This is a genomic window from Flavobacterium sp. (assembly GCF_029945805.1).
Classification (GTDB): Bacteria; Bacteroidota; Bacteroidia; order Flavobacteriales; family Flavobacteriaceae; genus Flavobacterium.
In genome coordinates this window covers 1-14,311 of the sequence record NZ_JAQSDH010000014.1, presented here as the reverse complement: position 1 = coordinate 14,311, position 14,311 = coordinate 1, and the positions used below count along the sequence as shown (strand labels likewise).

General features: G+C 36.2%; 17 protein-coding genes. 10 read left to right on the top strand and 7 right to left on the bottom strand.

Annotated features, from left to right (window positions below):
* Window positions 1-180 precede the first annotated feature (180 nt).
* A complete protein-coding gene (locus tag PSU83_RS03230) occupies window positions 181-864 on the top strand; it encodes a response regulator transcription factor (RefSeq protein ID WP_300586674.1) in 684 nt (227 codons plus the stop codon).
* Window positions 865-1,908, top strand: coding sequence for an ATP-binding protein (locus tag PSU83_RS03225; protein WP_300586672.1), 1,044 nt, complete (start codon window positions 865-867; stop codon window positions 1,906-1,908).
* Here PSU83_RS03225 and PSU83_RS03220 read toward each other — a convergent pair.
* Complete coding sequence (locus PSU83_RS03220; protein ID WP_300586669.1) at window positions 1,882-2,946, bottom strand: glycosyltransferase; 1,065 nt, start codon at window positions 2,944-2,946, stop codon at window positions 1,882-1,884. The genes PSU83_RS03225 and PSU83_RS03220 overlap by 27 nt on opposite strands.
* A gap of 86 nt (window positions 2,947-3,032) precedes the next feature.
* Here PSU83_RS03220 and trmB point away from each other — a divergent pair, with 86 nt between their 5' ends.
* From trmB to PSU83_RS03185, 7 genes are all read left to right on the top strand, one after another.
* Complete coding sequence (gene trmB / locus PSU83_RS03215; RefSeq protein WP_300586667.1) at window positions 3,033-3,707, top strand: tRNA (guanosine(46)-N7)-methyltransferase TrmB; 675 nt, start codon at window positions 3,033-3,035, stop codon at window positions 3,705-3,707.
* A gap of 75 nt (window positions 3,708-3,782) precedes the next feature.
* Entirely contained in the window at window positions 3,783-4,334 is a 552-nt protein-coding gene (locus PSU83_RS03210) for a lysine transporter LysE (RefSeq protein ID WP_300586665.1), read from the top strand.
* Entirely contained in the window at window positions 4,331-4,654 is a 324-nt protein-coding gene (locus PSU83_RS03205) for an MGMT family protein (protein WP_300586758.1), read from the top strand. Before PSU83_RS03210 ends, PSU83_RS03205 begins: the two co-directional genes overlap by 4 nt.
* Window positions 4,655-4,820: 166 nt before the next feature.
* The gene (locus PSU83_RS03200; RefSeq protein ID WP_300586663.1) at window positions 4,821-5,954 is read left to right on the top strand and encodes an Mrp/NBP35 family ATP-binding protein; all 1,134 of its coding nucleotides are present in this window, start codon (window positions 4,821-4,823) and stop codon (window positions 5,952-5,954) included.
* Between the two features lie 108 nt (window positions 5,955-6,062).
* Complete coding sequence (locus PSU83_RS03195; protein ID WP_300586661.1) at window positions 6,063-6,302, top strand: NifU family protein; 240 nt, start codon at window positions 6,063-6,065, stop codon at window positions 6,300-6,302.
* A 199-nt stretch (window positions 6,303-6,501) separates the two neighbouring features.
* On the top strand, window positions 6,502-7,560 hold the full coding sequence (locus PSU83_RS03190; RefSeq protein ID WP_300586756.1) for an NAD(P)/FAD-dependent oxidoreductase: 1,059 nt from the start codon (window positions 6,502-6,504) through the stop codon (window positions 7,558-7,560).
* A gap of 1 nt (window position 7,561) precedes the next feature.
* A complete protein-coding gene (locus PSU83_RS03185) occupies window positions 7,562-7,894 on the top strand; it encodes a 2Fe-2S iron-sulfur cluster-binding protein (protein ID WP_300586659.1) in 333 nt (110 codons plus the stop codon).
* A gap of 390 nt (window positions 7,895-8,284) precedes the next feature.
* Here PSU83_RS03185 and PSU83_RS03180 read toward each other — a convergent pair whose 3' ends face one another.
* The 3 genes from PSU83_RS03180 to PSU83_RS03170 form a co-directional block, all read right to left on the bottom strand.
* Window positions 8,285-9,067: a DUF3050 domain-containing protein gene (locus PSU83_RS03180; RefSeq protein WP_300586657.1), complete on the bottom strand. Its 783-nt coding sequence runs from the start codon at window positions 9,065-9,067 to the stop codon at window positions 8,285-8,287.
* Window positions 9,068-9,181: 114 nt separating this feature from the next.
* Entirely contained in the window at window positions 9,182-10,360 is a 1,179-nt protein-coding gene (locus PSU83_RS03175; protein WP_300586655.1) for an acyl-CoA dehydrogenase family protein, read from the bottom strand.
* A 228-nt stretch (window positions 10,361-10,588) separates the two neighbouring features.
* Complete coding sequence (locus PSU83_RS03170) at window positions 10,589-11,311, bottom strand: hypothetical protein (protein WP_300586653.1); 723 nt, start codon at window positions 11,309-11,311, stop codon at window positions 10,589-10,591.
* Window positions 11,312-11,447: 136 nt separating this feature from the next.
* Here PSU83_RS03170 and PSU83_RS03165 point away from each other — a divergent pair, with 136 nt between their 5' ends.
* Window positions 11,448-12,266 (top strand): hypothetical protein, encoded by an 819-nt coding sequence (locus tag PSU83_RS03165; protein ID WP_300586652.1) that lies wholly within the window; start codon window positions 11,448-11,450, stop codon window positions 12,264-12,266.
* A 5-nt stretch (window positions 12,267-12,271) separates the two neighbouring features.
* Here PSU83_RS03165 and PSU83_RS03160 read toward each other — a convergent pair whose 3' ends face one another.
* The 3 genes from PSU83_RS03160 to PSU83_RS03150 all read right to left on the bottom strand — a co-directional run.
* A complete protein-coding gene (locus tag PSU83_RS03160; RefSeq protein ID WP_300586650.1) occupies window positions 12,272-12,979 on the bottom strand; it encodes a methyltransferase in 708 nt (235 codons plus the stop codon).
* A 162-nt stretch (window positions 12,980-13,141) separates the two neighbouring features.
* Entirely contained in the window at window positions 13,142-13,666 is a 525-nt protein-coding gene (gene rimM / locus PSU83_RS03155) for a ribosome maturation factor RimM (protein WP_300586647.1), read from the bottom strand.
* A gap of 14 nt (window positions 13,667-13,680) precedes the next feature.
* Window positions 13,681-14,311, bottom strand: a 631-nt coding sequence (locus PSU83_RS03150; RefSeq protein WP_300586645.1) for a 30S ribosomal protein S16, incomplete at its 5' end; no start/stop codon positions are given.

Sequence of the window (14,311 nt, the reverse complement as noted above, 5' to 3'; positions counted from 1 at the left end):
TAAATTTTGGTGCAAAGAAACCACCACAATGTAAAGGCCGTGTTACTCAAAGATTACCTTTTTGTTGGTTAACCATTACCAAATTGTTAACAGATTAAATTACGGTTAACTCCAGTCTCTTTTATCAAATCATTTTGTATTATCTTTACATTTACAGCGACAAATACAATTATGTTCATTATGAAAAAAAAAGACATTAAGATTTTATTAGTAGATGATGAGCAAGATATTCTAGAGATTGTAGGCTATAACCTTTCGCAAGAAGGATATCAAATTGTAACAGCAACCAACGGTAAAGAAGCGATTATCAAAGCTAAAAAAGAATTGCCGCAACTCATTATTATGGATGTAATGATGCCTGAAATGGACGGAATGGAAGCCTGCGAAAACATCAGGAAAATGCCTGAATTGAGTAATGTTATTATCACGTTTTTAACAGCAAGAAGCGAAGACTATTCGCAAGTAGCAGGATTTGATGCTGGCGCCGATGATTATATTACAAAACCAATTAAGCCAAAATTGTTAGTGAGTAAAGTGAAAGCTTTGTTACGCCGTTTAAAAAATGACGAACAAGCATCTGAAACGCTAAATGTGGGCGGAATCGAAATCAATAGAGAAGAATACAAGATTATTAAAGAAGGTAAAGAAATCATCCTGCCTCGTAAAGAATTTGAACTGTTTTACCTTTTGGCATCTAAGCCAGGAAAAGTCTTCAAACGCGAAGAAATTCTTGATAAAGTTTGGGGTAACGAAGTCATCGTTGGTGGAAGAACAATAGATGTTCACATTAGAAAGCTTCGTGAAAAAATTGGAGAAGAATTGTTCAAAACCATTAAAGGAGTTGGCTATAAATTAGAAGTGTAAATGAAAATAAAATTCAAGAAAACCTATACGTTTGCTTTAGTTTCAACAGCATACATCACTCTTTTTTCTACAGGTTTTCTTTCCATTTTATTATGGTTTTTTCACGAATTTTCATTGCTTGTTATACTGCTGTTTGCAGTGTCTATGGCTACATTTTCTTTTTTTGTTATCCAATATCGTGTCGAACGGTTTATTTACCGAAGGGTGAAAAAAATCTACGATGATGTTTCGCTTTTGGAATCTACGTCCTTTAGAAATCAGCCCATAACAACTGATATGGAAACCTTGACCAAACAAGTAAAAAAATTCGCTACCGATAAAAAACTCGAAATTGAAACTTTAAAAGTCCGCGAAGAATACCGAAGAGAATTTCTTGGAAATGTTTCTCACGAACTAAAAACACCATTATTTACCGTCCAAGGCTATCTTTCTACGCTGATTGATGGTGCAATAAACGATAAGAGTGTCCGAAAAAAATACCTTGATAGAGCCGAAAAAGGTGTCGAACGACTAATTTATATCGTCGAAGATTTGGATATGATTTCCAAACTCGAAATGGGTGATGTGAACTTGGAATTGTCCCGATTTGATATTGTAGAATTGGTGCAAAGTGTTTTCGATTTACTCGAAATGACTGCCGACAAAAAGAATATTATCCTGATGTTTGACAGACGCTACAGCCGAGCAGTTAACGTTTTCGCAGATCAACAAAAAATACAGCAGGTACTTTCCAATTTGATAATGAATTCGATAAAATACGGAAAAGAAAACGGCACAACCGAAGTAACCGTAGAAGATTTAGTAGATGATAAAATTATTGTCAGAGTTAGAGATAATGGCGAGGGAATTGAAAAACAAAATATTTCGCGCTTGTTTGAACGCTTTTTCAGAGTGGATAAAAGTGGCGCAAGAAGTCAAGGTGGCTCTGGTCTCGGACTCTCAATCGTAAAGCATATTATTGAAGCACATGGTGAAAAAATCTACATCGAAAGCGAATTCGGTAAAGGCTCAGAGTTTTCATTCACCCTCGAAAAGGATCAATAACTGCTTCCAATGAAGGTCTTTTTTGACTTGCGGCAATCCTTGATATAATTTAACATCTTTCAAATCTTCAATTTTGAAATCTTCTTGCCTCGCATAAGGTGCAAAGCCATTTCTTTTTAATCGTTTAGCCAAATATTCTTGCTCAAATTGCCCCGGTGTGGGAATGAAAAAAGCTTTCTTTTTAAGTTTTGCCAAGTCCATTACCGTGGTATATCCTGAACGGCATAGCACCATTTCACTTTCGTTAAATGCTATCTCTAGCTCTCCAGAAGTCATAAAATTGTAAAAGGTCACATTTTCCGCGATTTCTATTTTTTGTTCTGGTTCGATTACACCCTTTATAAAAATTACTTTCCCGTCAAACAAGCGAATTTCATTTTTAAGTTTTTGTTCCAAATAAGAACGCTGTGGTTCCGGTCCAGAGAGAATGACCATCAAGTCCTGTTTGATGGGTAGTGTCTCTTTTTCTAGTCGGCTGATCGGACCAAGATATCTTAAATTCAACTTGCTTTTTTTTAAATGTCCCAGTTTCCCAGTTAAATTAGGGTGTCCTTCGGCATCTGGAATCCAGCATTCGGTAAATTTTTTGATAAAATGCTGGTGCAGTTTACTTGAAATCCAGGTTGTTTTCCCGGATAAAACAGTCAGCTGGTGTGTGATAAATACACTTGGAATCTTTTTGCTGTAAACTCCTAGTCGATTGTCCGAAATGATTCCATGTAAATTATGTGCTGTAATCCATTTTTTGACGATTTTTTTTTCAGTAAAAATAGCTTCAATCATATTTGGACTATTTTTAATTAGCTTCCATTTAAAATCACCACCATTTTTGGCATATTCAATTTGGTAAGAAGGCAATGTTAAGGCTTGCAAATGCGGAAATTCTTTCTGAAGTATCTGTAACGCCATGCCATCAGAAGCCAAAATAGGCGTAAAGCCATTTTTTTCTAATTCACGAATAATTGGAATACACCGGGTGGCGTGACCTAAACCCCAATTTAAAGGGGCAACCAAAATGTTTCTTGTTGAATTTTTCACTTGGGGAAATTACGGTTTTAACATTGCAAAGTAAAAAAGATTTTCAATAGTTTATATTTCCTTAATTTTACCAAAAAATTAAATTTGTGGGAAGTAAGAATAAATTAAAGCGGTTTAAAGAAAACGAAACATTTGAAAACGTTTTTCAGCCAACAAGGGAAGAAGTTGTAGGCGGTGATTTTCCAGTGAAAGGAAAATGGAATACAGAATTTTTCAAAAATAACAATCCAATTATAGTCGAACTAGGCTGCGGAAAAGGGGAGTATTCAGTTGGCTTGGCCGAACGATATCCTGACAAGAATTTTGTAGGTATTGATATTAAAGGGGCGCGTTTCTGGCGTGGTGCCAAGACTGCAGTTGATGGCGGCATGTTCAATGTTGCTTTTGTTCGAACACAGATCGAATTAATCAATTTTATTTTTGCCGAAAACGAAGTCGACGAAATCTGGATTACTTTCCCAGATCCACAAATCAAATATAAACGCACCAAACACCGAATGACTAATTCAGAATTTCTGCAGTTATATAAAAAAATCCTGAAACCAGACGGCGTTGTCAACCTAAAAACTGACAGCGAATTCATGCACGGATACACTTTAGGATTGTTACATGGCGAAGGACACGACGTTTTATATGCCAATCACAATGTTTACAAAAATGAAGGTGCACCTGAAGTGGTAACAGCCATCCAGACCTTCTACGAAAATCAATATTTGGAAATCAACAAAGCAATTACGTATATTCGTTTTAAAATCAAATAGATGCTTTATTTTTTACCACTTGTTCTTGGTTTTTTTATTGCCTTTCTGGCAGTTATGCCTCCTGGGTTAATAAACATGTCAGCAGCAAGAATAAGTACGCAAGATGGTAAAAATGTAGCCTTAAGTTTTGCAATTGGCGCTGCGGTAATTATTTTTTTCCAGACATTCGTAGCCGTACTTTTCGCTCGTTTTATCAACAACCACCAAGAAATTGTTGCCACGCTTCAAGAAATTGGTATTTTGGTTTTTTCGCTACTCAGTGTTTATTTTTTCTGGATAGCCAAAAAACCAAAGAAAATTAAAACGGGTAAAACCGTAAAAGGTAAATCAAAGCGTTTCTTTATGGGCATGTTATTGTCTACACTAAACTTACTTCCAATCCCGTTTTATGTGTTTGCTAGTATGAGTTTATCCGCAGCGGGTTACTTTAGTTTTGATAGACTTCCCGTTTCTTGTTTTGTAGTTGGAGTGGTTATAGGTTCATTTACCGTTTTTTACATCTACATTGTTGCCTTTAAAAAGATTGAAAAGAAAACTAACTTCCTGATGAAAAATTTTAATACCATCATGGGCTCGGTAACAACTTTTATGGCGGTCGTGACACTTTTTAAACTGCTTTATAAATAATGGAACCCAATTTTTTCGAAAGAGTTTACGCCATTGCACGCCAAATTCCAGAAGGGAAAGTGACTTCTTATGGAGCTATTGCCAAAGCATTGGGAACAGCTCGGTCAGCCCGAATGGTGGGTTGGGCAATGAATGCATCTCACAATATAGAAGATATTCCGGCGCATAGAGTGGTAAACAGAACTGGTTTGTTGTCGGGCAAACATCATTTTGAAGGAACTAATTTAATGCAGCAGTTATTGGAAAGCGAAGGAATTAAAGTAATAGATAACCAGATTGTCGATTTTGAAAAGCATTTTTGGACTCCTGAAGTCGAATAAGCCCCGTTTCAAAAAAAGAAAAAACCGGATAGACTTTAATTATCAAACCATCAAAAACTTTTGCCTTTTCTCTTTTCCCTATTAACTATTTTCAAGTTATCTTTGCAATCTGTATTAAGTCTTAATAAAAGACTGTAAACCGTTAACTGTAAACAGTAAACTCAAAATGAAATTAGATAAGAAAGAAATTCTTTTGGCTTTGGAAACTATTACCATTGCTGGCGAGGGAAAAAATATGGTGGAAAGTGGTGCCGTTAAAAACGTGCTGACTTTTGGTAACGAAGTAATCGTAGATTTATTAATTTCAACACCAGCAATGCACATTAAAAAACGTGCAGAAGACGACATCCGAAAGTTAATTCACGAAAAATTTTCTCCTGATGCTGTTGTCAAAGTGAATATCAAAGTAGAGGCGACTGCAAATCCAAACCAAATCAAAGGAAAAGCCATTCCGGGAATCAGTAATATTATTGCGGTAGCTTCTGGAAAAGGCGGTGTTGGAAAATCAACTGTAACGGCAAATTTAGCTGTGACGTTGGCTAAAATGGGTTTCAAAGTCGGAATCCTTGATGCCGATATTTACGGACCAAGTATGCCAATCATGTTTGATGTTGAAAACGAGAAACCAATTTCGGTTGAGGTGAATGGTAAATCAAAAATGAAACCCGTTGAAAGTTATGAAATCAAAATTCTCTCTATCGGATTCTTCACTTCTCCAAGTCAAGCCGTTATTTGGCGTGGACCAATGGCTTCTAAAGCGTTAAACCAAATGATTTTTGACGCCGATTGGGGATCATTAGACTTTATGTTAATCGATTTACCTCCAGGAACCGGTGATATTCACTTGTCTATTATGCAGTCACTTCCAATAACGGGCGCAGTTGTCGTAAGTACGCCGCAAGCGGTTGCTTTAGCTGATGCCAAAAAAGGAGTTTCAATGTTCATGTCAGACAGTATTAACGTTCCAGTTTTGGGAATTATCGAAAATATGGCGTATTTCACACCAGATGAATTGCCCAATAATAAATATTATATCTTCGGACAAGGTGGAGCCCGAAATCTTGCAGAAGATTTACAAGTGCCCTTTCTCGGAGAAGTTCCTTTAGTTCAAAGCATTCGCGAAGCTGGAGATTACGGTCGTCCTGCAGCTCTGCAAACCGCTTCGGTAATCGAAAAAGTATTTGAAGAAATCACAAGGAATGTAGTACAGGAGACGGTAAGCAGAAATGAAAGTCTCCCGCCTACCGACGCTATCAAAATAACAACAATGGCTGGTTGCTCCGCCGTAAATAAAAAATAGAGGCTAACGCTTTAGACCACTTAGAAGCTTAGACGACATAGAAAAAAACCTAATAATCTGATAATCTAAAATGGCTAAGGAGTCTATAAATCTAAAATATCTAAAATAATGAACATAGAAGAATTGACTTTAAATGTTGAAAAAGCATTGAGTGAAATCAGACCTTTTCTGAATTCAGATGGTGGTGATATCAGCCTAGTTTCTATTGAGGATGAAAAACACGTAAAAGTACGTTTGCAAGGTGCATGTACTTCATGCAGTTTGAGCATCAGCACTATGAAAGCCGGCGTTGAAACTACCATTAAAAAGTATGCTCCACAAATAGAAACCGTAGAGAATATTGCCTAATGTTTTGGGCGTTCCCCCTCGATTAGCAAAATCTACGTTTTACAAACTTGATTTTCTCTATCGGGGTCGGGCTTTCCGCAGTACATGGTACTTGCTGCAATCCCTAACGCAGTGTTTAAATGATAAAAATCATAGAATTTGATAGAAAGTTTCCCAAACTTTGCAGCAAAGAAATTGCTACATTATGCCACACAAAAAAATGATTGAAACAGACATACTAATAATCGGAGCCGGACCAACCGGACTTTTCGCTGTTTTTGAAGCAGGATTATTAAAATTAAAATGCCACTTAATAGATGCTCTTCCACAAATTGGCGGGCAATTATCCGAATTATATCCCAAAAAACCCATTTACGATATTCCGGGCTATCCCGAAGTTTTAGCAGGCGATTTGGTGAACAATTTGATGGAACAAATCAAACAATTTCAACCCGGATTTACCTTAGCAGAAACAGCTGAAACTATCGAAAAACTTGAAGATGGAACTTTCATTGTCACAACAAATAAAGGAACAAAACACCATGCGAAAGCCGTTGCGATTGCCGGTGGTTTAGGAACTTTTGAGCCAAGAAAACCCATTTTAAAAGATTTAGATTTTTACGAGCAACACGACAGAGGTATTGATTATTTTATTAAAGATCCTGAAAAGTATAGAGGAAAAAATGTAGTCATTTCTGGTGGTGGTGATTCGGCTTTGGATTGGAGTATTTTCCTTTCAGAGGTTGCTGCATCAGTTACTTTGGTGCACCGTAGAAATGAATTTCGTGGCGCTTTAGATTCTGTTGAAAAAGTACAGGAATTAAAAAATTCCGGAAAAATAAAATTGATAACTCCAGCTGAAGTAGTTGGTTTCAAAGGGTCAGAACGTATTGAATCGGTTGATATTCAGATTAATGCTGCTCGAATGAATGTGCAGACAGACTATTTCATTCCACTTTTCGGATTGACACCTAAGTTAGGAGCTATTGCCAATTGGGGATTGGAAATTGAAAAAAACGCGATCAAAGTGAACAATGCTTTGGATTACCAAACCAACATTGATGGCATTTACGCCATTGGCGATGTAAATAGTTATCCAGGAAAATTAAAACTGATTTTGTGTGGTTTTCACGAAGCTACTTTAATGTGTCAAAGTGTTTACAATCGAATTAATCCGGGAAAAAAGTATGTCCTGAAATATACAACGGTTTCAGGTGTTGACGGATTTGACGGAACAAGAAAAGAGGCTGAAAAAGCCGTAGTAAAATCGATAGACTAAAATGCCACAAGACATCACTATAAAAATTACAGACCGAATGGGTATAACTCATGAAGTCCAGGCACCAACGGATATGAACATGAACATTATGGAATTAATTCGTGCTTATGAATTAGCTCCAGAAGGAACCGTTGGTATTTGTGGCGGAATGGCCATGTGTGCATCTTGCCAATGCTATGTTTTAAATGATGTTTTAAAATCAGAGCGTAATCCGGACGAGGAAGCCATGCTTTGTGAAGCCTACCATGTAAAAGAAAATAGCCGGTTGGGTTGTCAAATTCCAATTACAGAAGCTATTGACGGACTGGAAATAGAGATTGCACCAGAGCAATAACTAGGAAATTGAGGATTAAGTCTTTTTGATTAATCTACCATTTTAACTCTAGCTTCAGGCTAGATTCTCTGAACAAATTTCAATTTAGTGCTTCTCCAACCCGTTTGTGCGATAATTTTAATCTGAAACGTATCATTTGAATTAAAAAATACTTCCCAATACGGTCTTTCAGCTGAACCGGAAAACGACAGATTTCACAAACGCTTTGGCTTTTAGTATAACTATTACCAAGTGCAAAATACTTTTTTTTTTTTGGGAAGTAATTATGATACTATCACTACTTCAGCGCAGTAAAAAAATAAAACAAATGAAAAATAGTAACCGTTTTATGGTTTTGATTTTATTTTATTATAGGTAGCTTAAATCAATAAGGTTTCAGATTAAATCTCTTTACGCTAATTCTAATTTATTTTCAATTTTTTCTTCAATAGCGTCCCAAAGTCCAATTCGTTTTTCGAGTGCCAAAATTGAAACTTCTTCAACTTCTTTCCATTTGTGTTCGTCCTCCTGACAAAGTTCTGAAATCATCTGCATGGCCATTGGTCCGTGTTCATCAGCATCTAACTCGATGTGTCTTTCGAAGTAATAAATCAGTTTCGACAAATCGGTTTCTGGAAAGTTTTGCTCAAAGTTTTTGAGGATTTCGGTAAACATGTTCGGAATTAAATCTTCTCGTCCAAAAGTAAAAGCCGCTGCAATTTTATGGGACTTTCCTTCTTCGATAACATGGAAAGTGAAGTCTAAAAACGCTTTAATTTTGTAATGTAAATCACTTTGTTTAATCGCAATAAAAATATTTTTAGTATCACTTACCTTTTGCAAAAAGGCTTCTAACGCCGTTGTTTGTGCTCCGCAACTTTGCATCGCTTCTAAATACATTTCAAAATGGCTCAAGCGTTTTCCGTCCAAAGTTAAATCGCTTTCTTCGGCTAAAACAATTTCGTTAATTAAATAACGCGTTTCCGGATTTTGTGTGGCAAACCAAGGCGTAGTAGTGCAAGTCAATCTGCTTTGCAAGGCTTTTAATAGCGACATAAAATCCCAGACGGCATAGACATGATTTTCTAAAAACTGATGCAAATCCTCAATCGTCTTAACTTTTTCATAAAGCGGATGTTGCAATAAGAGTTGTTTGTGTGATTCTATTTTAGTGTTGATCGTAGAAATGTTCATAGCGTTTTTAAAATATACGGTTACTAAATCCAAAAGGATTTTAATTTATGTAAAAGTAAAAATGCTTTTCATTTCTGAAAAGCATTTTGTATCAATTTTATCTATTGTCTAATCTTATTTAAAAGCTGGAATTCCAGTAATATCTGCACCTGTAATTAACAAGTGAATGTCGTGTGTACCTTCATAAGTAATCACCGATTCTAAGTTCATCATATGACGCATAATCGAATATTCGCCAGTAATTCCCATTCCACCGAGCATTTGACGAGCTTCACGAGCAATGTGAATCGCCATGTCAACATTATTTCTCTTCGCCATTGAAATCTGAGCAGTGGTTGCTTTTCCTTCATTTCTTAAAACACCTAAACGCCATGTTAACAATTGCGCTTTGGTAATTTCGGTTATCATTTCTGCCAATTTTTTTTGTTGCAACTGGAAGGAAGCAATCGGTTTGTCGAACTGAATTCTTTCTTTCGCATAACGCAAAGCGGTGTCGTAACAATCCATGGCAGCACCAATAGCGCCCCAAGCGATTCCGTACCGAGCCGAATCTAAACATTGCATCGGTGCGCCTAACCCAGATTTTCCTGGCATCAAGTTTTCTTTTGGGACTTTTACATTGTCAAAAATCAATTCCCCGGTTGATGAAGCACGAAGAGACCATTTGTTGTGCGTTTCTGGAGTTGTAAAACCTTCCATTCCGCGCTCTACAATTAATCCATGAATTCTTCCTGATTCATCTTTTGCCCAAACTACAGCGATGTCTGCAAATGGTGCATTCGAAATCCACATCTTTGCACCATTCAACAAATAATGGTCGCCCATGTCTTTGAAGTTGGTTGTCATTCCGCTTGGATTGGAACCGTGATCTGGCTCCGTTAAACCGAAACAACCCATAAATTCTCCTGTAGATAATTTTGGTAAATATTTTTTACGTTGGTCTTCTGTTCCGAATTTCCAAATAGGATACATTACTAACGAAGATTGAACAGATGAAGTTGAACGAACACCTGAGTCGCCTCTTTCAATTTCCTGCATGATTAAACCATATGAAATTTGATCTAAACCAGCACCCCCATATTCCTCTGGAATGTAAGGTCCAAAACCACCAATTTCACCCAAACCTTTAATGATTTGTTTCGGAAATTCAGCGCGTTGAGCATATTCTTCTATAATTGGAGATACTTCGCGTTTAACCCACGCACGAGCAGAATCACGAACTAATTTGTGTTCTTCGGTAAGCAAATCATCTAATAAATAGTAATCTGGAGCTTGAAATAAGTCTGGTTTCATACTTTTGTCATTGCGAGTTTGCCGAGCAATCTCATTATTTTTTTATTTTACGAAAACGTTTGCAAAGCTAAAGAATCTTAATCAAAATTCCGATGAACAATTGTTATAATTTTTTGAAGCTTAATCCAGCTGTCCACTATATCTTTCACACGCTCAGGTTTTTTTAAAACCTGAGCGTGTGAAAGGATGCCGTTCCCATCTGGGCTAGGGCCGTTGTTGAAAAGGATACTATTTTAGTTTGTCGAATTCTGTTTTCTTTTCCATCAGAAATTCTAAGATAGTGAGCTCATCGTTGCTTTTCATTGCGATTTTGGATTTAGAATCTGCTTCACAATAGTCGATAAATCTGGCAGTTTCTGAGGGTTTTAACTTTAGCGTTTTGGTGTAAAACGATTGATTGAAATTCGCTTTTGAATATTCGCTAAAAGTCACTTCTGTGGTTGAAGTTTTTGGTTTTTTGCTTTTAAATAATTTTCCAATCATCTTTCCAATTTGAACAAAGTCCATTCCGTTAACCATTTCACCCGTGTAAACATCAGTATTCTTTGGACGCGCTTGTTCTTTTTCGATTTTGGTCATTTTAAGATCATTATAGGATACAGTCGCCAATTTTAAGTCTTTAACAAGTTTTATTTCAACTTCATCCAATGCAATGGGTTTTTCAATCAATTTTATAAGAACTGAACCTTTGGCAAAGTCTTCTTTAGTCAAGATGTATTTTTGATCCGCAAAGTTTTCAGACATCAAAATAAGCGCATCACCAACTTTGGCAGTAATATCAAATTCGCCATAAACATTGGTATTGGTAATTTTCTTTGTAATAAAATTTATGACATCAACGTTTTTCTGATAACTGTCTTGATAGGAAACTTTTCCGTGAATCAGTTTTTCTGTTTGGGAATAAGAAATGCAGGAAATCAATAAAAATAAAAGGGAAGTAATTTTAGACATGTGCTTTTAGATAAGTTGTGTTTAGTTATTAAAATTAGACAAAACAACTCACTTAATTGCGAAGGCTTTGTTAAATTTTAATATCATTAGTTATACTATAAAAACTATCTTAGTATTGTTTTTTAAATAAGTATACATGAAGAAGGTTTTCTTTGTTTTTCTTTTTATTTGTTCGCTATCACAAGCGCAGTCTCCTATTTACTTAAAAGATAGAAGTTCGAATATCCCGGTTTCTTATGCCAATATCTGGAAGGAAGATAAAATGTATGCAACCTCAGATTCACTCGGTGTTTTTAAGGTCGATGAGAAACACTTAAATTCCGATTTTAAAATTTCTGCAATTGGCTATAAGACCACTTATTTTAGAATTAAGAATACAGATAAAACAATTTACTTAGAACCGGAAGTTATTCAATTATACGAGGTAAGGGTTGTAAAAAGAACGAATAAGGACATTGTCAAATTAGGAAAAGCAAAAAGAGGCACTAGTTCTTATGCAGTTCAATTTGATGACAAAACGGGAATGTGTGCGAAATATTTCCCAAACCAATCCAATAAAGGGTTTATAAATAAGGTTAAATTTTGCGCTACATCGAGTGCCAAAAATAGAACTGTAAACTTGATTTTTTATTCTGTTAGGGATAATGGAGAGCCTGATAAAATTTTAAATACAGAAAATAATATTATTAGATTAAAAAAAGGAACTCATGTTCTAGAAGTTGATGTTAGTGATTTAGATTTTCCTAAAGAAGGGCTATTTGTAGTCGTACAGCATTTACTTTTAGAACAAAATAAAAATTACGCTAAACCCTATTATTCCAATGCATTTTTCTACGAACCTAGTATTGCTGTTGATTACAGTGATAGATACAGAGATACTTGGTATTTTAAAGAAGGAAAATGGCAAAAAAACAATCGTTTTTCCATTAATGTGGAAATCAGTATTTCTGACTAATTTGATTACATCTTCAAATAAAAATCTTTGGTAAGATTAATATAGTCGTCCGTATATTCATGACGATTGATTTCAATAACCAATTCATCGGCGGTCAAAACAGAAAGTTCATAACGCTTAAAAGCCAACAAACTTCTAACAATTGGAGTCTTATGGGAACCTTTTACGCGCGTAACTTTTACCAGAAAAAGTTCCGCTTCAGCACATAAATCAATAAAGCGTTCTTCTTCTTTAAACGGAATGATTACGGCAAAAATTCCGTTTTCAGACAATAATAAATCAGCAGCTTCAACCAAATCCTCAAAAGGCATTGCGTCAGCAAACCGAGCTAAATCGCGTTGTTCGTTTTCGGTTTTGTAATCTTCGGTGTAAAAGGGAGGATTGGAAATGATAATGTCGTATTCGTCTTCGGGTTCCTCCATAAATTCATCTAATCCTGCATGAAAACAAAATAAGCGATCGCTCCAGGGCGAAATCTCAAAATTATCTACACATTGTTCGTATGCGTTCTCGTCAATTTCAACCGCGTCAATTTGGTCCGCATTCGTTCGTTGTGCCAACATTAGCGCTAAAATTCCAGTTCCGGCGCCAATATCCAACACAGAAAACGGATGATTGTCTATCGGGCACCATGCGCCCAGCAAAACGCCGTCGGTGCCAATTTTCATGGCGCATTGGTCTTGATTAACGGAAAATTGTTTGAATTGAAACATTTTTAATTGATAATTGACAATGGATAATTAATAATGTAAAGAAATAAGGCCATAGCCCTGATAGGAGCGGCATCCTTTTGTGGAGCAGAGCGGAGCAAAAGATATAGCGGAGAGCAGGAAATAGCTCCTAATAATTATCAATTGTTAACTGTTAATTATCAATTAAAGGTACATTTCGACTAAACCTTCCGGCAAATCCATGATGACTTTTTTGTTTTCTCTGTCGATTTTTACTAGGAATTGATCAATCATCGGAATAAGAATTTCGACTTCCCCATTTAAAACTTCAAATAAAGGTTGAGCTGAAGAATCATTTATAGATACAATTTTCCCAAAAATCCCAACGCGTTGGTCTTCTATTTCAAATCCGATCACTTCGTGAAAATAAAATTTGTTACCTGAAAGTTTTGGCAACATATTTAGCGGAAGATAAACATCGCAGTTTAAGATGCTATCGGCTTCTTCTTCGGAATCCACATCTTCGAATTGCACCCGAAGAAAGTCATTTTTGTGTAAGGAACTGTTTTCAATAAAAAATGGAACCAGGTTTTTGTTGAATTCAACAAAAACTGATTCCATATTCTCATATAACTCGGGTTCGTCTGTGTCTAAATAGAGTAAAACTTCCCCTTTGAAACTAAATTTTTTTGCAATCTTACCTAAATAGAAACAATCCTCTTTACGCATAATTGCTCGAAGTATTAAGCTTCTTTTTCTTCGTTAGTTTCTTCAGCAGCCGGAGCTTCTTCAGCAACAACTTCAGCAGCAGGAGCTTCTTCTGTAGCAACTTCAGCAGCAGGAGCTTCTTCTGTAGCAACTTCAGCAACCTCGGGAGTTTCAGTTTCTTCAACTGCAACTTCTTCAGCAACATCTTCTACTTTTGCAGCTTCAACAGCGGCAGCAGCACGTTTTTCATTAGCCACTTTTTCAGCTTTTAAAGCGTTCACTTTAGCAGCTTCCTGTGCTTTTGATAAACCTTCTTTTTTATTGTCTACTTTTCCAGCTTTTTCGTCCAACCATGAAGCTAACTTAGCATCTGCTTGTTCTTGAGTTAAAGCTCCTTTACGAATTCCACCATCAAGGTGGTGTTTCAATAAAGCACCTTTATAAGAAAGAATTGCTTTTGCAGTATCCGTTGGTTGTGCTCCATTGTGTAACCATTGTACCGCTTGGTCAAGGTTTAATTCAATGGTTGCAGGATTGGTATTTGGATTGTAAGTCCCTAATTTTTCAAGGTATCTACCATCTCTTTTTGATCTAGCATCTGCTGCTACGATCCAGTAAAAAGGTTTTTGTTTTTTACCGTGTCTTTGTAATCTAATTTTTACTGAC

Bases quoted from the DNA above. Each gene is read 5' to 3' on its own strand.
- PSU83_RS03170 (WP_300586653.1), bottom strand. From the start codon at position 11,311: ATGTCTAAAATTACTTCCCTTTTATTTTTATTGATTTCCTGCATTTCT.
- PSU83_RS03225 (WP_300586672.1), top strand. From the start codon at position 865: ATGAAAATAAAATTCAAGAAAACCTATACGTTTGCTTTAGTTTCAACA.
- PSU83_RS03200 (WP_300586663.1), top strand. From the start codon at position 4,821: ATGAAATTAGATAAGAAAGAAATTCTTTTGGCTTTGGAAACTATTACC.
- PSU83_RS03210 (WP_300586665.1), top strand. From the start codon at position 3,783: ATGTCAGCAGCAAGAATAAGTACGCAAGATGGTAAAAATGTAGCCTTA.
- PSU83_RS03180 (WP_300586657.1), bottom strand. From the start codon at position 9,067: ATGAACATTTCTACGATCAACACTAAAATAGAATCACACAAACAACTC.
- PSU83_RS03195 (WP_300586661.1), top strand. From the start codon at position 6,063: ATGAACATAGAAGAATTGACTTTAAATGTTGAAAAAGCATTGAGTGAA.
- PSU83_RS03230 (WP_300586674.1), top strand. From the start codon at position 181: ATGAAAAAAAAAGACATTAAGATTTTATTAGTAGATGATGAGCAAGAT.
- PSU83_RS03165 (WP_300586652.1), top strand. From the start codon at position 11,448: ATGAAGAAGGTTTTCTTTGTTTTTCTTTTTATTTGTTCGCTATCACAA.
- PSU83_RS03175 (WP_300586655.1), bottom strand. From the start codon at position 10,360: ATGAAACCAGACTTATTTCAAGCTCCAGATTACTATTTATTAGATGAT.
- PSU83_RS03185 (WP_300586659.1), top strand. From the start codon at position 7,562: ATGCCACAAGACATCACTATAAAAATTACAGACCGAATGGGTATAACT.
- rimM (WP_300586647.1), bottom strand. From the start codon at position 13,666: ATGCGTAAAGAGGATTGTTTCTATTTAGGTAAGATTGCAAAAAAATTT.
- PSU83_RS03190 (WP_300586756.1), top strand. From the start codon at position 6,502: ATGATTGAAACAGACATACTAATAATCGGAGCCGGACCAACCGGACTT.
- PSU83_RS03160 (WP_300586650.1), bottom strand. From the start codon at position 12,979: ATGTTTCAATTCAAACAATTTTCCGTTAATCAAGACCAATGCGCCATG.